16 protein-coding genes are annotated in these 19,161 nt (G+C 60.8%); 12 read left to right on the forward strand and 4 right to left on the reverse strand.

The window, feature by feature from the left end; genetic code table 11:
• Positions 1–59: 59 nt before the first annotated feature.
• The gene (queG, locus tag QLG10_RS28345; protein ID WP_110754002.1) at positions 60–1,124 is read right to left on the reverse strand and encodes a tRNA epoxyqueuosine(34) reductase QueG; all 1,065 of its coding nucleotides are present in this window, start codon (positions 1,122–1,124) and stop codon (positions 60–62) included.
• A gap of 63 nt (positions 1,125–1,187) precedes the next feature.
• Between queG and QLG10_RS28350 the strand changes: the two genes are divergently transcribed.
• The 12 genes from QLG10_RS28350 to QLG10_RS28405 all read left to right on the forward strand — a co-directional run bounded on the left by QLG10_RS28350 (position 1,188) and on the right by QLG10_RS28405 (position 16,195).
• The gene (locus QLG10_RS28350; RefSeq protein ID WP_282488398.1) at positions 1,188–2,687 is read left to right on the forward strand and encodes an NAD(P)H-hydrate dehydratase; all 1,500 of its coding nucleotides are present in this window, start codon (positions 1,188–1,190) and stop codon (positions 2,685–2,687) included.
• A complete protein-coding gene (tsaE, locus tag QLG10_RS28355; protein WP_033040627.1) occupies positions 2,675–3,145 on the forward strand; it encodes a tRNA (adenosine(37)-N6)-threonylcarbamoyltransferase complex ATPase subunit type 1 TsaE in 471 nt (156 codons plus the stop codon). The genes QLG10_RS28350 and tsaE overlap by 13 nt, the downstream gene beginning before the upstream one ends.
• Positions 3,146–4,582, forward strand: coding sequence for an N-acetylmuramoyl-L-alanine amidase (locus QLG10_RS28360; protein ID WP_110753995.1), 1,437 nt, complete (start codon positions 3,146–3,148; stop codon positions 4,580–4,582).
• An 8-nt stretch (positions 4,583–4,590) separates the two neighbouring features.
• Complete coding sequence (gene mutL / locus QLG10_RS28365; protein ID WP_282488402.1) at positions 4,591–6,489, forward strand: DNA mismatch repair endonuclease MutL; 1,899 nt, start codon at positions 4,591–4,593, stop codon at positions 6,487–6,489.
• Positions 6,489–7,460, forward strand: coding sequence for a tRNA (adenosine(37)-N6)-dimethylallyltransferase MiaA (gene miaA, locus QLG10_RS28370; RefSeq protein WP_248678201.1), 972 nt, complete (start codon positions 6,489–6,491; stop codon positions 7,458–7,460). Before mutL ends, miaA begins: the two co-directional genes overlap by 1 nt.
• 93 nt (positions 7,461–7,553) lie before the next feature.
• The gene (hfq, locus tag QLG10_RS28375; protein ID WP_007902656.1) at positions 7,554–7,814 is read left to right on the forward strand and encodes an RNA chaperone Hfq; all 261 of its coding nucleotides are present in this window, start codon (positions 7,554–7,556) and stop codon (positions 7,812–7,814) included.
• A 12-nt stretch (positions 7,815–7,826) separates the two neighbouring features.
• The gene (gene hflX / locus QLG10_RS28380; RefSeq protein ID WP_110753989.1) at positions 7,827–9,128 is read left to right on the forward strand and encodes a ribosome rescue GTPase HflX; all 1,302 of its coding nucleotides are present in this window, start codon (positions 7,827–7,829) and stop codon (positions 9,126–9,128) included.
• 96 nt (positions 9,129–9,224) lie between these two features.
• Positions 9,225–10,397 (forward strand): FtsH protease activity modulator HflK, encoded by a 1,173-nt coding sequence (gene hflK, locus QLG10_RS28385; RefSeq protein WP_020797708.1) that lies wholly within the window; start codon positions 9,225–9,227, stop codon positions 10,395–10,397.
• Complete coding sequence (hflC, locus tag QLG10_RS28390) at positions 10,397–11,266, forward strand: protease modulator HflC (RefSeq protein WP_090465431.1); 870 nt, start codon at positions 10,397–10,399, stop codon at positions 11,264–11,266. The genes hflK and hflC overlap by 1 nt, the downstream gene beginning before the upstream one ends.
• Positions 11,267–11,577: 311 nt before the next feature.
• Positions 11,578–12,765, forward strand: a complete 1,188-nt coding sequence (locus QLG10_RS28395) for an ATP phosphoribosyltransferase regulatory subunit (protein ID WP_282488399.1) — start codon at positions 11,578–11,580, stop codon at positions 12,763–12,765.
• 54 nt (positions 12,766–12,819) lie between these two features.
• Positions 12,820–14,109 (forward strand): adenylosuccinate synthase, encoded by a 1,290-nt coding sequence (locus tag QLG10_RS28400; protein ID WP_110753985.1) that lies wholly within the window; start codon positions 12,820–12,822, stop codon positions 14,107–14,109.
• Between the two features lie 151 nt (positions 14,110–14,260).
• Positions 14,261–16,195, forward strand: a complete 1,935-nt coding sequence (locus QLG10_RS28405; protein WP_110753983.1) for a methyl-accepting chemotaxis protein — start codon at positions 14,261–14,263, stop codon at positions 16,193–16,195.
• Between the two features lie 94 nt (positions 16,196–16,289).
• Here the strand turns inward: QLG10_RS28405 and QLG10_RS28410 are convergent, their stop codons facing one another.
• The 3 genes from QLG10_RS28410 to QLG10_RS28420 form a co-directional block, all read right to left on the reverse strand.
• Complete coding sequence (locus QLG10_RS28410; RefSeq protein WP_282488400.1) at positions 16,290–17,855, reverse strand: iron ABC transporter permease; 1,566 nt, start codon at positions 17,853–17,855, stop codon at positions 16,290–16,292.
• Positions 17,855–18,865 carry an extracellular solute-binding protein gene (locus QLG10_RS28415; RefSeq protein ID WP_020797702.1) on the reverse strand — a complete coding sequence of 337 codons (1,011 nt, stop codon included), beginning with the start codon at positions 18,863–18,865 and terminating at the stop codon, positions 17,855–17,857. Before QLG10_RS28415 ends, QLG10_RS28410 begins: the two co-directional genes overlap by 1 nt.
• A gap of 61 nt (positions 18,866–18,926) precedes the next feature.
• The coding region (locus QLG10_RS28420; RefSeq protein ID WP_282488401.1) for a hypothetical protein at positions 18,927–19,161 on the reverse strand (235 nt) is incomplete at its 5' end.

Raw genomic sequence — 19,161 nt, forward strand, 5'->3', positions numbered from 1 at the left:
GGCTGCGATCTTTTGACCTTAAAAAATCAAGGTCAAAAGATCGCAGCCTGCGGCAGCTCCTACACAAGACCGTGTTGTTTCAGGGCCCACTCGACGTGTTCGCGGACCAGTTCGGATGGATGTTCGCGTCGCGCCTTCAACGCCTCCAGTACCGGAATCGTTGAAGGCGCATTGCCCAAGCCCACCGCCAGGTTACGCAGCCAGTTTTCGTAACCGGTCCGGCGCAAGGGCGAACCTTCGGTGCTGCTGAGGAATTTATCCTCATCCCACATGAACAGCTCGGCCAGTTCGGCGTTGTCCAGGTTGTGCCGTGGCTTGAAGTCGCTTTCGCCGGACGGACGGGCAAAGCGGTTCCACGGGCAGACGATCTGGCAGTCATCGCAACCGAACACCCGATTACCGATCAGCGGTCGCAGCTCTTCGGGGATGGCGCCCTTGAGTTCGATGGTCAAATAGGAAATACAGCGCCGGGCGTCCAGCACATAGGGGCCGACGAAGGCGTTGGTCGGGCAGATGTCGAGACAGGCGCTGCAGCGGCCGCAGTGTTCGCTGGCATGGGGTGGGTCCACGGGCAACGGCAAATCGACGAACAGTTCGGCGAGGAAAAAATAACTGCCAGCCTTGCGATTCAAGACCAGGGTGTTTTTGCCGATCCAGCCCAGACCCGCTTTCTCTGCGATGGCTTTTTCCAGGACGGGAGCGCTGTCGACAAACGCGCGATAACCAAACGGGCCAATTTCGGCCTGGATTTTTTCCGCCAATTGTTGCACGCGTTTGCGGATCAACTTGTGGTAATCGCGGCCCAAGGCGTAACGCGAGACGTAGGCTTTTTCCGGTTGGGCGAGCAATTGCGCCATTCTGGTATCGCCCGACAGGTAGTCCATGCGCAGCGATATTACGCGCAAGGTGCCTGGTACCAGTTCTTCGGGGTGCGAGCGTTTGCTGCCGTGGGCGCCCATGTATTCCATTTCGCCGTGGTAGCCGGCTGCAAGCCAGCGTTCCAGGTGCTGCTCATGCTCGGCGAGGTCCAGGCCGCTGATGCCGACTTGTTGAAAGCCCAGCTCACGGCCCCAGTCCTTGATGGATTGGGCGAGGGCAGGCAGATCTGTGGTAATAGCGGGCATGAGGCGAGAGAAACCGGAGCTGAGGTGCGTATAATTCTGCCAGACATCGGAGCCCGTAGACGCATGCCGCACACTAAAGATGATTTACCCGACGCGCTGTACAGCGCCGCGCAGGTCCGGGGGCTCGATGCGAGCCTGATCGCGGCTGGCACACCGGGCTTCGAATTGATGCATCGCGCCGCACGAGCCACCTGGCGAGCGCTGGTCCGGCAGTGGCCGGCGGCGAATGAATTGACGGTGGTCGCCGGCCACGGCAATAACGCTGGCGACGGTTACCTGGTTGCCGTGCTGGCCAAGCGCGGCGGGTGGACGGTTCGGGTTCTGGCGGCGGGAGATCCCCGGCAGCTACGCGGTGATGCGGCTTCGGCGCATGCCGAAGCGGTGGCCGAAAACGTTGCGATTGAAGCGTGGAGCGCGCAATCGGTCTGTCGAGGCATCGTCCTGGACGCCTTGCTCGGTACCGGTCTGACCGGAGAGGTGCGCGAGCCGTACGCCAGTGCCATCGCCGCGATCAACGCCAGCGGCCTTCCGGTGGTGGCGGTGGATATCCCCTCCGGGCTATGCGCTGATACCGGGCGCATCCTCGGTTGTGCCGTGCGAGCCGATCTGACGGTGACCTTTATCGGCTTGAAGCTGGGGTTATTCACCGGCGACGCGGCAAATGTGGTGGGCGAGCGAGTGTTCAATGACCTGCACGCCGATCCCCGGCTGCTCGAGGGTGCGCCGATTACCGCTCGACGCCTGACAGCCGGCAACCTGCCGCGCCTGGCCGCCCGCAGGGGCGCTTCCCATAAGGGCCAGTTCGGCCACGTATTGCTGATCGGTGGCGATCGCGGGCTGGGCGGGGCAATCCTGTTGAGCGCGCAAAGTGCATTGCGCAGCGGCGCGGGCATGGTGTCGCTGGCGACCCGTCCCGAGCATGTGCCGGCTGCCCTGGCCCGGATCCCCGAGGCGATGGCGCTGGGCGCTGCGTCGGCCAATCAGCTGATGGATTTGCTTCAAAAGGTGTCCGTACTGGTGGTCGGCCCTGGACTGGGGCAGGGTGCATGGGGGAGAAGCCTGTTGTCGGCCGCCGCCAACGCACCCCTGCCGCAAGTCTGGGACGCCGATGCGCTGAACCTCCTGGCGGAAGGCCGGATGAGCTTGCCCAAGGGCTGCGTGATCACGCCGCATCCGGGAGAAGCCGCTCGGTTGCTGGGACTCAGCACTGCCCAGGTTCAGGCCGATCGCCCCGCGGCGGCCCATGCACTGAGCAAAAAATACTCAGCAGTGGTGGTGCTCAAGGGGGCCGGCAGTCTGATCGCCTGTCCTGACGGGCGCCTTGCCGTGTGTCATCAAGGCCATCCGGCAATGGCTGCCGCCGGTCTGGGTGACGTGCTGGCGGGTCTGGTCGGTGCGCTGCTGGCCCAGGGCATGGACGCGTTCGATGCGACTTGCCTGGCCGTCTGGCTACACGCCAATGCCGGTGAACGCCAAGGTAAATTCGGCCGTGGACTGGCGGCCAGTGATCTGATACCAGCCATTCGTCAGTTGTTGGAGGAGCAAGCACCGTGTCTGAAGTAACCCTGTACCTGGCCGATGAGCAGGCCATGAGCGACTTTGGCGCACGTATCGCCCGTATCACCGAGGGGCATGGCCTGATCTTCCTCGAAGGTAATCTGGGGATGGGGAAAACCACATTGTCCCGGGGTATCATTCGTGGTTTGGGGCATGTCGGGGCGGTCAAAAGCCCGACCTTCACCCTGGTCGAACCCTATGAGATCGGTGACATTCGTGCGTTCCATTTCGACTTGTATCGCCTGGTCGATCCGGAGGAGCTGGAATTTCTCGGCATCCGCGACTATTTCGAGGACGATGCGCTGTGCCTGATCGAATGGCCTGATAAAGGTGCAGGCTTTTTGCCAAAGCCCGACCTGACCATTACCATTAGCCCGCAAGACAGCGGGCGTTCGCTGAAAATTTTACCCAGGGGTTCGCGTGGCGAGGCCTGGTGTGCCGCTTTGGCATTGGAATCCAAATAGATGATGGGGTTAGGTATGCGCTTTCGCGCGTTGGTTGCTGCCGTAGGGGTGATGTTTCTGGCGGTGACCGTCGACGCTGTGGCCGAGACGAAGGTCAACAGTGTTCGCCTGTGGCGGGCTCCGGACAACACGCGGCTGGTGTTCGACCTGTCCGGTCCGGTGCAGCACAGCGTCTTTACGCTGACGGCCCCGGATCGCCTGGTCATCGACATCAACGGCGCGAGCCTCGGTGCGCCGTTGAACGTCAACTCGTCCAACACCCCGATCACCGCGATGCGCTCGGCACAACGTACGCCGACCGACTTGCGGGTGGTCATCGACCTGAAAAAGGCGGTGACGCCAAAAAGCTTCTCCCTGGCGCCCAACGCCCAGTATGGCAATCGCCTGGTGGTCGATCTGTTCGATAACCCGGCCGATGCCGCGCCAGCGCCAGCGCCAGTGCCGACGCCAACGGTGGCCACGGTGCCGGCCGTTCCGGTCACGCCATCCGAACCTTCGATCAAGCTGCCTCCCGCACCGGCCGGCAAGCGCGACATCGTTGTGGTAATCGATGCCGGTCACGGTGGTGAAGACCCGGGCGCCTCCGGCTCACGTGGTCAGCGCGAGAAAGACGTGGTGCTGCAGATCGCCCGTGAAACGCAGCGCCAGGTCAATGGCATGAAAGGCTTTCGCGCGGAGCTGACGCGCACCGGCGACTACTTCATTCCATTGCGTGGCCGTACGGAAATTGCCCGCAAGAAAGGCGCCGACCTGTTCGTCTCGATTCACGCCGACGCCGCGCCTTCTGCCGCGGCGTTCGGTGCCTCGGTGTTCGCCCTGTCCGATCGCGGTGCCACTTCGGAAACCGCGCGCTGGCTGGCCGACAGCGAAAACCGTTCCGACCTGATCGGGGGGGCCGGCAACGTCAGCCTCGACGACAAGGACCGCATGCTGGCTGGCGTATTGCTCGATCTGTCGATGACCGCGTCCCTGACCTCCAGCCTGAACGTTGGCCAGAAAGTGCTGAGCAACATCGGCCGGGTCACGCCCCTGCACAAGCAACGCGTCGAGCAGGCCGGGTTCATGGTGCTGAAGTCACCGGACATCCCGTCGATCCTGGTCGAAACCGGGTTTATCTCCAATGCCAACGAAGCCTCGAAGCTGGCTGCATCGAGCCACCAGCAGGCGCTGGCGCGCTCCATCAGCAGCGGCGTGCGCCAGTTCTTCCAGCAGAATCCGCCACCGGGCACTTACATTGCCTGGCTGCGTGATTCCGGAAAAATCGCCCAAGGCCCTCGTGACCATCGGGTAAACCCGGGCGAGACGCTGGCGATGATCGCGGTGCGCTATCAAGTGTCCCCGGCGACCCTGCGCAGCGCCAACAACCTGTCGAGCGATGAGCTCAAGATCGGCCAGCACCTGACCATCCCAGGCACTGAACTGGCGGCCAAGGAATGAACGAAGTCGTGAACAACAGCGCTCGCATCGAGCTGCTCAGCCCACGGTTGGCGAACCAGATCGCCGCCGGCGAAGTGGTTGAGCGGCCGGCTTCGGTGATCAAGGAGCTGCTGGAAAACAGCCTCGACTCCGGCGCCAAGCGCATCGATGTCGACGTGGAGCAGGGTGGCGTCAAGTTACTGCGGGTGCGCGACGATGGCAGCGGCATTTCCGCCGATGACCTGCCGCTGGCCCTGGCGCGACACGCCACCAGCAAGATCCGCAACCTGGAAGATCTTGAACAGGTCATGAGCCTGGGCTTTCGCGGTGAGGCATTGGCATCGATCAGTTCGGTGGCGCGCCTGACCCTGACGTCGCGCACCCGCGATGCCGAGCAGGCCTGGCAAGTCGAGACCGAGGGCCGGGACATGGCGCCGCGGGTGCAGCCTGCGGCCCATCCGGTGGGTACCTCGGTCGAGGTGCGCGACCTGTTCTTCAATACTCCGGCACGCCGCAAGTTTCTCAAGACCGAAAAAACCGAATTCGATCACCTGCAGGAAGTCATCAGGCGCCTGGCCCTGGCGCGGTTCGACGTGGCCTTTCATCTGCGCCATAACGGCAAGACCATCCTCAGCCTGCACGAAGCCCGCGACGATGCGGCTCGCGCCCGGCGCGTGGCGGCCATCTGCGGACCCGGTTTCCTGGAGCAGGCGCTACCGATCGAAATCGAGCGCAATGGCCTGCATCTGTGGGGCTGGGTAGGGTTGCCGACCTTCAACCGCAGCCAGGCGGACTTACAGTATTTCTTTGTCAATGGTCGTGCCGTGCGCGACAAGCTGGTGGCACACGCCGTGCGCCAGGCTTATCGCGACGTATTGTTCAATGGTCGGCATCCGACGTTCGTGCTGTTCTTCGAGGTCGACCCGACGGGCGTCGATGTCAACGTGCACCCCACCAAGCACGAAGTGCGCTTCCGTGAAGGGCGCATGGTTCACGATTTTCTCTATGGCACCCTGCACCGTGCCTTGGGCGATGTGCGGCCGGACGATCATCTGGCAGCACCGGTTGTGACAGCCACGGTGCGGCCTACGGGCCTTGAGGCCGGTGAGTTCGGCCCGCAGGGTGAGATGCGCCTGGCCGCCAATGCGCTGATGGAACAACCTCAGGCACAGCCTTCGTTCAATGCACCAACCGGTTCGGGTGCTGGGGCTGGATATCAGTATCAATACACCCCGCGTCCCCAGTCAGCTGTTCCGGTTGCAGAAGCACAGGCCGCCTATCGCGAGTTCTTCGCGCCGTTGCCCGAGGCCAATGCGGTAGCGCTGCCAGCTGGTCAGGACGACATCCCGCCGCTGGGCTACGCGCTAGCGCAGCTCAAAGGCATCTACATCCTTTCGGAAAACGCCCAGGGTCTGGTGCTGGTAGACATGCATGCCGCTCATGAGCGGATCATGTACGAACGCCTGAAAGTCGCCATGGCCAGCGAAGGCTTGAGCGGGCAACCGCTGCTGGTGCCGGAAACCCTGGCGCTCAGTCAGCGTGAAGCCGATTGCGCCGAAGAGCACGTCGCCTGGTTCCAGCGCCTGGGCTTCGAACTGCAACGCCTCGGCCCGGAAACCTTGGCTATCCGGCAGATCCCGGCCCTGCTCAAGCAGGCTGAGGCCAATCGACTGGTGGGTGACGTGTTGGCTGACTTGATGGAATATGGCACCAGCGACCGGATTCAGGCGCACCTCAACGAATTGCTCGGCACCATGGCCTGCCATGGCGCGGTCCGGGCCAATCGGCGCCTGGCCCTGCCGGAAATGAACGGTCTGCTGCGCGACATGGAAAACACCGAGCGCAGTGGTCAATGCAACCATGGCCGACCGACCTGGACCCAACTGGGCCTGGACGATCTGGACAAACTGTTCTTGCGCGGTCGTTGATGAGCCAGTTCCCTCCTGCGATTTTCCTGATGGGCCCGACCGCCGCCGGCAAGACCGACCTGGCCATCGAGCTCACCAAGGTGCTGCCGTGCGAGCTGATCAGTGTCGATTCGGCGCTGGTCTACCGCGGCATGGACATTGGCACCGCCAAGCCATCAAAAGAGCTTTTGGCTGAGTTTCCGCACCGTTTGATCGATATTCTCGACCCGGCGCAAGCGTATTCGGCGGCAGATTTCCGTCGCGATGCCCTGCAAGCCATGGCCGAAATCACCGCGCGGGGTAACATTCCGCTGCTGGTCGGCGGCACAATGCTCTATTACAAGGCGTTGGTTGAAGGGCTTGCGGATATGCCGGCCGCCGACCCGGAGGTCCGCGCGCAGATCGAGGAAGAGGCTGCACGCCTTGGCTGGCAGGCGTTGCACGAGCAATTGGCGGTCATTGACCCGGTTTCCGCGGCACGTATTCATCCGAACGATCCGCAGCGTTTGAGTCGAGCGTTGGAAGTTTACCGTGTCAGCGGTCAGAGCATGACTGCGCTTCGCTTGCAACAATCTGCGCAAAGTACTGAAGCAGCCGCTTCGGGACGGCAACAATTGCCCTATACTGTCGCGAACTTGGCCATTGCTCCGGCGAATCGCCAGGTACTGCACGAGCGAATTAAACAAAGATTCACCTTAATGTTGGAACAGGGATTCATCGACGAGGTCCTAGCCCTGCGTAATAGAAGTGATCTGCATACAGGGTTGCCGTCTATACGTGCGGTGGGCTACCGCCAAGTCTGGGATTACCTGGATGGCAAGCTGACGTCAGCCGAGATGCAGGAGCGTGGCATCATTGCCACGCGCCAATTGGCGAAGCGCCAGTTCACCTGGCTTCGCAGTTGGGCTGATTTACACTGGCTGGACAGTCTCGATTGCGACAATCTGCCGCGCGCCTTGAAATACCTGGGGACCATCTCCATATTGAGCTGAGTCCTTGCAATTGCCGTCTATCCTTGGGGGTGGGGCGGCCAAAGCCATCTGATTACCTATTTTTTATATTGAATCCTTAAAGGAGTGCGGCACATGTCAAAAGGGCATTCGCTACAAGACCCTTACTTGAATACTTTACGTAAAGAGAAAGTTGGGGTGTCCATCTACCTGGTCAACGGGATTAAACTGCAAGGTACGATCGAGTCTTTCGACCAATTCGTTATCCTGCTGAAAAACACCGTCAGCCAAATGGTCTACAAACACGCTATCTCTACAGTAGTGCCGGTTCGTCCAATTCGTCTGCCTAGCGCAACCGAATCCGAAGCAGGTGATGCTGAGCCAGGTAACGCCTGATAGGAGTCTCCTTTGTTCTTTGAGCGCCACGGTGGTGGTGAACGGGCCATTCTCGTTCACTTGGATGGACAGGACCCTGAGGCGCGCGAAGATCCGCAGGAGTTTCAGGAGTTGGCAATTTCGGCTGGCGCCGAGACCGTCGCGTTTTTCAACGTGCCGCGTCATCGGCCATCCGCCAAATACCTGATTGGCAGTGGCAAGGTCGAAGAATTACGCGACCTGGTCAAAGCCGAGCAGGTAGATCTGGTGATTTTCAATCACACCCTCACGCCCAGTCAGGAACGTAACCTCGAACGCGCTTTCGAGTGTCGCGTGATCGACCGTACGGGTCTGATTCTCGATATCTTCGCCCAACGCGCCCGCACCCATGAAGGCAAGCTCCAGGTTGAACTGGCCCAGCTTGAATACATGAGTACGCGGCTGGTTCGCGGCTGGACTCACCTTGAGCGGCAGAAAGGTGGTATCGGCTTGCGCGGTCCGGGTGAAACCCAGCTGGAAACCGACCGGCGTCTGTTGCGGGTTCGCCTGCGGCAGATCAAGGGGCGCCTGGAAAAGGTCCGCAGCCAGCGCGAGCAGTCGCGTCGTGGCCGCAAACGGGCTGACATACCGACGGTTTCACTGGTGGGCTACACCAACGCCGGCAAGTCGACGTTGTTTAACTCGGTGACCGAATCCGAAGTTTTCGCCGCCGACCAACTCTTCGCCACCCTCGACCCGACCTTGCGCCGACTCGAACTCGATGACCTCGGGCCGATCGTGCTGGCCGACACCGTGGGTTTCATTCGTCACCTGCCGCACAAACTGGTCGAGGCATTTCGGGCTACGCTCGAAGAGTCGAGCAATTCCGACCTGCTGCTGCATGTGATCGACTCCCATGAGCCCGAGCGCATGGCCCAGATTGAACAGGTCATGGTGGTGCTTGGGGAGATCGGGGCTCAAGACTTGCCGATCCTGGAGGTCTATAACAAACTCGATTTGCTCGAGGGCGTGGAGCCGCAGATCCAGCGCGATGCCGATGGCAAGCCGCAGCGGGTCTGGTTGTCGGCCAAGGACGGTACAGGTCTGGACCTGCTCAGGCAGGCCGTGGCCGAACTGCTTGGGGATGATTTGTTTGTTGGCACCTTGCGCTTGCCCAACCGATTTGCTCGACTGCGTGCGCAGTTCTTCGAACTCGGGGCGGTACAGAAGGAAGAACATGACGACGAAGGCATCAGTTTGCTGGCCGTTCGTTTGCCACGCGCCGAGTTGAATCGGCTGGTGAGCCGCGAAGGTTTGCAACCGGTGGAATTCATCGAGCAACACACTTTGCAATAAAAGCCTGAGAAAGCGGTTGTGCCGTGGTGACAGGCATTCTGTAGCATTGGTCGGCGCGCCGTGGGTGCGTCTTTGCTTTATCAGATGGAGAGCGCTATGGCTTGGAATGAGCCGGGTGGCAACTCGAATAATCAGGATCCTTGGGGTGGCAAGCGTCGTAATAACGGCGACCGCAAGGGGCCGCCGGATCTCGACGAGGCCTTCCGAAAGCTGCAGGAAAGCCTGAATGGGTTGTTCGGTGGTGGCAAGAAACGCGGGGATGATGGTGGTGGTTCGGGCAAGAGCGGCGGCTTCGGCGGCCTGCTGGGCATCGGCCTGGTCGTATTGGCAGCCGTTTGGCTGTACAGCGCGGTCTATGTCGTCGACGAGCAGGAGCAAGCCGTGGTGCTGCGCTTCGGCAAGTACTACGAAACCGTCGGCCCCGGCCTGAATATCTACTTCCCGCCGATCGACAAGAAGTACATGGAAAACGTCACGCGTGAGCGGGCGTACACCAAGCAAGGTCAAATGCTGACTGAAGACGAAAACATCGTCGAAGTGCCGCTGACCGTGCAGTACAAGATCAGCAACCTGCAGGACTTCGTGCTGAGCGTCGATCAGCCGGAAATCAGCCTGCAGCACGCGACCGACAGCGCCCTGCGCCATGTGGTGGGTTCCACTGCGATGGACCAGGTGTTGACCGAAGGTCGTGAATTGATGGCCAGCGAGATCAAGGAGCGCCTGCAACGCTTCATGGATACCTATCGCACCGGTATCACCGTTACCCAGGTGAACGTACAGAGCGCAGCGGCACCGCGTGAAGTACAGGAAGCCTTCGATGACGTGATCCGCGCCCGTGAAGACGAGCAGCGTTCGCGCAACCAGGCTGAAACCTATGCCAACGGCGTCGTGCCGGAAGCTCGTGGTCAGGCCCAGCGCATCCTTGAAGATGCCAATGGCTACCGTGACGAAACCGTCTCGCGTGCCAAGGGTGAGGCCGATCGCTTCACCAAGCTGGTCGCCGAGTACCGCAAGGCACCTGAAGTCACCCGCCAGCGTCTGTACCTGGACACCATGCAGGAAGTCTTCAGTAATACCAGCAAGGTTCTCGTGACCGGCAACAAGAATGGCCAGAGCAACCTGCTGTACCTGCCGCTGGACAAAATGGTCGAAAGTGGTCGCAGCACCAGCACCCAGGTGACCGGCGCGGCAGCCACCAGCAATGAAGCGAATGCGCGTGCGGCAGCTGATCTGCAGCAACAGCAAGCACGTACCAGGGAGAGTCGCTGATGAGCAATAAATCGCTGATCGCCCTTATTGTCGGCGTCGTCGTGGCGATCGCTGCCTGGAACTGCTTCTACATCGTGGCTCAGACCGAGCGTGCGGTGTTGCTGCAGTTCGGTCGCGTGGTCCAGGCCGATGTTCAGCCAGGCCTGCATGTGAAAGTGCCTTACGTTAACCAGGTGCGTAAATTTGATGCTCGCCTGATGACGCTGGATGCACCGACGCAGCGCTTCCTGACGCTGGAAAAGAAGGCCGTGATGGTCGATGCCTACGCCAAGTGGCGAGTGAAGGACGCCGAGCGTTTCTACACCGCGACTTCCGGCCTGAAGCAGATTGCCGACGAGCGTCTGTCCCGTCGTCTCGAATCGGGCCTGCGTGACCAGTTCGGTAAGCGCACCCTGCACGAAGTGGTATCGGGTGAACGTGATGCGCTGATGGCGGATATCACCGCTTCGCTGAACAAGATGGCTGAAAAGGAACTGGGCATTGAAGTGGTCGACGTTCGCGTCAAGACCATCGACCTGCCCAAGGAAGTGAACCGCAGCGTGTTCGAGCGTATGAGCACCGAGCGTGAGCGTGAAGCTCGCGAGCATCGCGCCAAGGGTAACGAACTGGCTGAAGGCATCCGTGCCGACGCCGATCGTCAACGTCGCGTGCTGTTGGCTGAAGCCTATCGTGAATCCGAAGAGATTCGCGGTGACGGTGACGCCCAGGCCGCTTCGATCTACTCCAAGGCCTACGGTCAGGATCAGGAGTTCTACGCGTTCTACCGTAGCCTGCGTGCCTACCGTGAAAGCTTCGCGAACAAATCCGATGTCATGGTCCTGGACCCAAGCAGTGACTTCTTCCATTACCTGGAAAAAGCCAAGCCTTGATACAACGTTGACCTGATTCATCCCGCCGGGCGGCTAATACCTCTGGCGGGGTGATCCTTTGGGAAAACGTGTGTATGATGCGGCAGCCGGGAAATTCCCGGCTTTTTTGCGTCTGCATGTTTGAATGCTGTTTTGTGCAGGTGCCCGAGCTGAATGCTCGACAGGTTTTTCGAGGAAAGTGATTGGCGAAGCCGGTAACAGGCGTTTCGCTTCGTTGCTCCTGCGCCTGATTTATGAACATGGGCTGATCATTTTCTGCTTCACTCAAGGCTCGGCCGCAGGCTGGCCGCCCGGATACAGGGGAAGGCGTAATGGCAACGGTAGACCGCTGGCTATTGCCAGATGGCATCGAAGAAGTACTGCCACCGGAAGCGGCGCGTATTGAAGTTGCGCGTCGTCAGGTGTTGGATCTGTTCCAGAGCTGGGGTTACGAGTTTGTCGTGACTCCCCATATCGAGTACCTGGAGTCCCTGCTGACCGGCGCCGGCCAGGACCTGGATCTGCGTACCTTCAAGGTCATCGACCCGCAATCGGGCCGGCAGATGGGGTTCCGTGCCGACATCACGCCGCAAGTGGCGCGCATCGATGCGCATACCTTGCGCCGCGAAGGGCCAAGTCGCCTGTGCTACGCCGGTAGCGTGCTGCATGCCCAGCCACGTGCCTTGTCGTCCTCGCGCAGCCCGATCCAGTTGGGCGCCGAGTTGTATGGCGATGCCAGCCCGAGCAGCGACGTGGAAGTCATCAGCCTGATGCTCGCCATGCTGCAACTGGCCGATGTATCGGATGTCCACATGGACCTGGGGCATGTCGGTATCTACCGCGGCCTGGCTCGCGCCGCCGGTTTGTCCGGTGAAGTTGAACAGCAGTTGTTCGATGCGTTGCAACGTAAAGCCATCGATGAGGTCATTACCTTGACCGAAGGCTTGCCGGCTGACCTGTCGGGCATGCTGCGCGCCCTGGTCGACCTGTGTGGTGGCCGTGAAGTGCTGGCGGCTGCGCGTGAGCGTCTGGCCAAGGCCCCGGCTGCAGTGTTGGCGGCATTGGATGACTTGTTGGCAATCGCCGAGCGTTTGTCCGTGCGTTTCCCGCAGCTGCCACTGTACTTCGACCTGGGCGAGCTGCGCGGTTACCACTACCACACCGGTGTGGTGTTCGCCGTGTTCGTGCCGGGTGTGGGCCAGTCCATTGCCCAGGGCGGTCGTTACGACGACATCGGCGCTGACTTCGGTCGCGCTCGTCCGGCAACCGGCTTCTCTACCGATTTGAAAACCCTGGTGACCCTGGGGCGTGCTGAGATCCAGCTACCGTCTGGCGGTATCTGGATGCCTGACAGTACGGATGCGGCACTCTGGCAGCAGGTTTGCCAGTTGCGCAGTGAGGGTCAGCGTGTCGTCCAGGCGTTGCCTGGGCAACCTTTGGCCGCCGCCCGTGACGCGGACTGCGACCGGCAATTGATTCAGCAGAACGGGCTTTGGCAAGTATCGCCACTGGCTTCTTGAGTTTTCCTGCCGGCTGCCGCCGGCACCAAGTTTGCGCGAATGAGGACAAGTGTTATGGGTAAGAATGTCGTAGTCCTGGGCACCCAGTGGGGTGATGAGGGCAAAGGCAAGATCGTTGATCTGCTGACCGAACATGCTGCCGCCGTAGTGCGCTACCAGGGTGGCCACAACGCTGGTCACACCTTGGTGATCGACGGTGAAAAAACTGTATTGCACCTGATCCCTTCGGGCGTATTGCGCGAAGGCGTGCAGTGCCTGATCGGCAACGGCGTGGTGGTTGCACCTGACGCCCTGCTGCGCGAGATCACCAAGCTGGAAGAAAAAGGCGTACCGGTGCGCGAGCGCCTGCGTATCAGCCCGTCCTGCCCACTGATCCTGTCCTTCCACGTTGCATTGGACCAGGCCCGCGAAAAGGCCCGTGGCGAGCTGAAGATCGGCACCACCGGTCGCGGCATCGGCCCGGCTTACGAAGACAAGGTTGCACGCCGTGGCCTACGTGTGGGCGACCTGCTCAACATGCCGCGCTTTGAAGACAAACTGCGTGAACTGGTGGAATACCACAACTTCATGCTGGTGGGTTACTACAAAGAGCCGGCCATCGAGTTCGACAAGACCCTGGCCGAATGCAAAGAATACGCGGAGCTGCTCAAGCCGCTGATGCTGGATGTGACTGCCGAGTTGCACGACCTGCGTCGCGCTGGCAAAGACATCATGTTCGAAGGCGCCCAAGGCTCCCTGCTGGACATCGACCACGGTACCTACCCGTACGTGACCAGCTCTAATACCACCGCTGGCGGCGTAGCTACCGGTTCGGGTGTTGGCCCCATGTTCCTGGACTACATCCTGGGCATTACCAAGGCTTACACCACGCGCGTAGGTTCGGGTCCATTCCCGACTGAGCTGTTCGACGAAGTCGGTGCACATCTGGCCAAACAAGGTCACGAGTTCGGCGCGACTACCGGCCGTGCTCGTCGTTGTGGTTGGTTCGACGCTGTTATCCTGCGTCGCGCTATCGATGTGAACAGCATCTCGGGCATCTGCCTGACCAAGCTGGACGTGCTCGACGGCCTGGAAACCATCAACATCTGCGTCGGCTACAAAGATGCGCAAGGCAACGCCGTTGCCCCGACTGATGCTGACAGCTACGTGGGCCTGCAGCCTGTGTACGAAGAAGTGCCGGGCTGGACCGAGTCGACCGTGGGTGCCAAAACCCTGGAAGAGCTGCCAGCTAACGCCCGTGCTTACATCAAACGCGTCGAAGAGCTGATCGGCGCGCCGATCGACATTATTTCGACGGGTCCGGACCGCAACGAAACCATCGTTCTGCGCCATCCGTTCGCTTGATAAGCTGTTGATGTAAAACACAAAGGCCCCTCAATAGGGGCCTTTGTCGTATATGTCTGTAGGACGGCATGACCTTTGCTATTACCTTTGCCTAAAGCGTCACTTTCGGGCGTGCCATCAATTTAATGGCGCAAATGCAGAGGGATTTCAAGTGTCAGCTGTTCTCTCGTTGTTACAAAGCCGTTTGTTGCGGCCTGTATTCGTTACCCTTGGTATCGCCCTTTTGGTGCAGGTGCTGGTGGCGGTCGCGCTGACCCGGAGCACTGTGACGGCGCTGGAAGCCGATCTCGCCCAGCGCCTGGGGGCGGACAGTCAAAAACTGTCCGGTGAGCTCGAGCAGGCGGGGCGTGAAGTCACGTCGAGCCTGGACAGCCTGTCTGCCAGTACGCGTCAACGCCTCACGGCTGGCTTGTCCTCGCGATTGAAGGACGAGCAGGCCCAGTTGCGTTCGACCCTGGAAAAAGATCTGAAGGATTCCGCCAGCGACATGGCACAGCTTCTGGCCTCGGTGGCGCCTCGCGCCATGTGGGATAACGACGTTCCGACCTTGTCCGAGTTTGCCCGTCGGGCCCAGCGCAACCCCAATGTCCTGTTCGTGGTGTACGACGACGCCACGGGCCAGCATCTGACGCGTTACCTCAACCGGGAAAACCCGATCAACAAGGCACTGCTGGAAAAAGGCCAGGGCGAGCGCGCACTGGACAAAGTGCTGGATGCGGCGAAGAACGATCCGTCGGTCTTCTACATCGAGGCCTCGATCAACCCGAATGGCGTGGAGATCGGCAAGGTCTTGATGGGTGTCTCGACGGCATCGGTAGAGGCCGACCTGGCGGCATTGGACAAGCGCTTCTCGGCGTTGATTGCCAGTGGCGACCAGTTGGTGGGCGACAGCCTAAAAGGCGCGGCGGCCGACAGCGCAGCGGCCATGGGTGCACGTCTGCAATCGGCGCAGTCCACGGCCGCTGCAATGAAAGCCAATACCACCGCCACCGTGCAGGAGGCCGCGACCACCCTGCGCTGGCGTATTGGCGTGAGCCTGGCTTTGGTGGGTTTTGGTGTCCTGTTGTTGCTGGCGGTCGTGCTCGGGCGTCGAGTCGTCAATCGCCTGAGGATGTTGATTGTCGCCATGGATGACCTGGCGGCGGGTGAGGGCGATCTGACCAAGCGTGTGCAGATCAGCAGCAGGGACGAAATCGGCGATATGGCCTCGGCGGTCAATCGCTTCGTCGACAAATTGCAGCCGATAGTGCGCGAGGCAGGTGATGTCGCCCAGCGTACCGGTGTGGAAATTGGCGCCATGACATTGCGCAACGCGGGGGCGGATGCGGCGGCAGGCATGCAGCGCGATGAGGTGGCTGAAAGCCTGCGGGCCTTGTCGCGAATGGCGGATGAGGCTCAGTCTGAAAGCCAGGCCATGCAAGCGGCATTGAAGCAGGTAGTGGATATTCGCCAGGCCACCGACGAAAACACCCGGACTTCGGCGAAAGTCGGCACGCTGATTGAAGCGTTGGCGGGCCAGGTCGAGACTGGCGCGCAAGTGATTGAGCGCCTGGCACAGCAGAGTGAGCAGATTGAGGTAGTGCTGACGGTTATTCATGGGATTGCCGAACAGACCAATCTGCTGGCGCTGAACGCGGCCATTGAAGCGGCGCGCGCCGGCGAAACCGGTCGCGGCTTTGCGGTGGTGGCAGATGAAGTGCGCGCGTTGGCGAGCAAGACGCAAAGCTCCACCGGCGATATCCAGGCGCACATCGTAGCGTTGCAGCAAGGCGCCCGCGAGGCGGTGGCGGCAATCGGCCAGGCCGGGCGTCAGGCCAGTGAAGGCCTGTTGGTTCTACGTGACAGCGCGCGGTTGCAGCAATCGGTGCAGGCTTCGGTCGAGCAGGTGCACACGGCAATTGGCCTGGCGACCCAGGCTGCGGAGCATCAGGCTCGGGGGGCACAGGCGGTGCGCGGTCGGGTCGAGACCATTCATGTGCAAGCCGAAAAGGCGGCCCAGGCGGTGGTGGAGACCACGGCCAGCGGCAAGGTGCTCGATGGCCTGGCGGCGCAGCTCAAAGCCAGCTTGGGGCAGTTCAGGGCTTGATGCTTTGCCAGGCCAGGCCTCTTCGCGAGCAGGCTCGCTCCCCACAGGTGATCTACCGAACCCTGTGGGAGCGAGCCTGCTCGCGAAAGCGATCTCAGCGGCTCAGATACATCCGGGTCGTTAGCAGGTAAACGGGCAACCCCGACACCAATATCAACAACGCCGCATAAGGCGCCGCCGCCGCAAACTCCACATTCGCGGTATGTGCCCACACCTCGGTGGCCAGCGTGTTGAGCCCGGTCGGGCTCAACAGCAAGGTCGCCGTCAATTCCTTCATCGCATCCAGAAACACCAGTGCAAACGCTGCTCCCAGCGCCGGGAAAATGATTGGCAGCGTTATCCGGCAAAACGCACTGAACGAAGATGCCCCCAGCGTGCGCGCCGCCTCTTCCAGTTGCGGCGCAGCCTTGTTCAGCGCTGTGCGAATCGGTGCCTGGGCCAGCGGTAGAAACAGCAGCGCATAGGCAATCAGCAACAGTGTCGAGGTCTGGTACAGCACTGGCACATAGTGCAGCGCGAAATACACCAACGTCAGTGCAATCACCAAGCCTGGTAGCGCGTGCAGCAAATACGGCAAGCGCTCGGCCCAGATTGCCAGTGGCCCTTTATAGCGCACCACTAGCAACCCCACCGGCAACGCCAGCAGCAGGCAAAACGCCGCTCCGCCCAAGGACAGGGCCAGGGAGGAGAGCAGCGCTTCGCTGATCGCGGCGATCGGGAATGCCGCCGACGTGCCCACGGCCAGCCAGTACGCCAGCATTCCCAGCGGAATGCCGCTGCCGATGATCGCCAGCAACAGGCAGTAAAACTGCCCAGCCATCATCCAGGGGCCCAATCGAACCTGTTCTGCCTGTCGCGCCGCGCCCTGGCCTGTACGTACGTGCCGGCCTTTGCCGCGAACACGCAGTTCCAGCCACAGCAACATCAAGCACAGCGCCAGCAACACCGCCGAGAGCATCGCGGCGTTGGCGTTGCTGAACTCCAACTCGAACTGTTGGTAAATGGCGGTGGTGAAGGTTTGCAGGCCAATGATCGACAGTGCACCGAATTCCACCAGCATGTGCAGGGCAATCAGGAGCGATCCCGCCAACAGCGAAGGCCAGAGCAGCGGCAGGGTGACGCGGAAAAACACTCCCCGGCGATTCTGCCCCAGGGTGCGGGCAGACTCTTCCAGTGAGGGGTCGAGATTGCGCAGGGTGGCGGCCACCGGCAGGAAGATCAGCGGGTATTTGGACAGGCTCATCACTAGGATCGCCCCGCCGAGCCCTTCGAAATGTGCGCTCAGTGACACCCAGGTAAAACTGCTGACAAACGCCGGTACGGCGAACGGCAAACACAGAATCACGCCCCACAGGCGTCGCCCAGGCAGATTGCTGCGCTCCAGCAGCCATGCCAGCGACAGGCCGATCACGCCGCAAGTCAGTGTTACGCCAATCATCAGCGCCAGGGTATTGCGCAGCAGGCCAAATACATAAGGCCGCCACAGCAAATGCAGCGCCTGGGCCCAACCCGCTTGCCAGGCCTTCAGGCCGACGTAGGCCAGGGGAAGCAAGCTGAGCACGACCAGCAGTAACACCGGCAGAATCAACCAGATGGAAGGCCGCCTGCGCCCCGGTACGTATCGACCGTGCGAGGCGGAGGCGGATAGCGATGCACTCATCAGTTCAGGCCAACCTCGCGTTCCAGGTCCAAGGCTTCTTCGGCATTGCCGAGGTCGGCGGGCGTGACGTTCGGCGCTTGCAGTTCGCTGAAAGGCTTGAGGCCGCGATCCGATTGCATGCCTTTGTGCAGCGGGTATTCGGCGGTGGTCTGGGTGATCACGCGCTGGCCCTCTTCACTGGCCATGTAGGCGAGCAGTTGCTGGGCTTCTTTTGGATGTTTGCTGGATTTCAGCACGGCTGCACTCGATACGGTAATCAGGCCGCCGACGTCGCCGCCGGTGAAGTAATGCAGTTTCGAATCGAGCTGGCCCTTTTCGCGCTGCAAGGCGAACCAGTAGTAGTTGTTTACCAGCACCGTCGCCACTTCGCCGTTTTCCACGGCCTTTAGGGCAACCATGTTGTTGCTGTAGGTCTTGCCGAAAGCGCGCAAGCCGGTCAGCCATTCTTCCGCAGCCTCCATGCCATGCACCTTGATGATCGCCACGGCTTGTTCCTGGAATGCGCCGCTGGTAGGGACGAAGCCGACCTTGCCTTGCCATTTTGGATCGGAGAATTCCATCACCGATTTCGGCAGGTCTTTTTCGTCGATCAATTTCGGGTTGAACGCGACGACGCGCACCCGAGCGGTGACGCCAATCCAGGTGCCGTCAGCGGCGACGTAGTCCTTGGGCAGAACGGCCAGCGTGGTGTCGTCGGCCTTGGCCAGAACACCTTGCTCGCCGAGTTTGTTCAGTGGCGGCGACTCTTCGGTGTAGATCACGTCGGCGGGAGAGCGATCGCCTTCTTCGACGACTTGGCTGGCAAGCTGGTTGCTGCTGCCCTTGCGCACATTGACGTGAATGCCTGTCTTGGCTTCGAAGGCTTTGGCGACGGCATCGCCGACTTCCTTGTGTTGGCCGTTATAGAGCGTAAGGGAGACTGGATCGGCAGCCTGGGTGAGGGGGGTGGCGAGCGCCAGGCCAAGCAGGGTGGTGGTCAGGCCGCGGCGCAGGGTATTTCGAAACATCATTCGCAGGGTTCCTCACTGTCGCATTGCAAAATCTTGCAACAATGATAAACGATATTGCTTCTCATATGCGCTCTGGGCGGAGCAATTGATCTGTAGGAGCTGCCGAAGGCTGCGATCTTTTGATCTTAAAAACCAAAATCAAAAGATCGCAGCCTTCGGCAGCTCCTACAGGGGCCAGAAACGCAAAAACCCGCTTTCGCGGGTTTCTGTGAAATTCAAGGCCGAAACCTTGAATTTGAATTTGGTGCCCAGAAGAAGACTCGAACTTCCACGACCTTGCGGTCACCAGCACCTGA

Source organism: Pseudomonas sp. V98_8 (assembly GCF_029967975.1).
GTDB classification, from domain to species: Bacteria; Pseudomonadota; Gammaproteobacteria; order Pseudomonadales; family Pseudomonadaceae; genus Aquipseudomonas; species Aquipseudomonas umsongensis.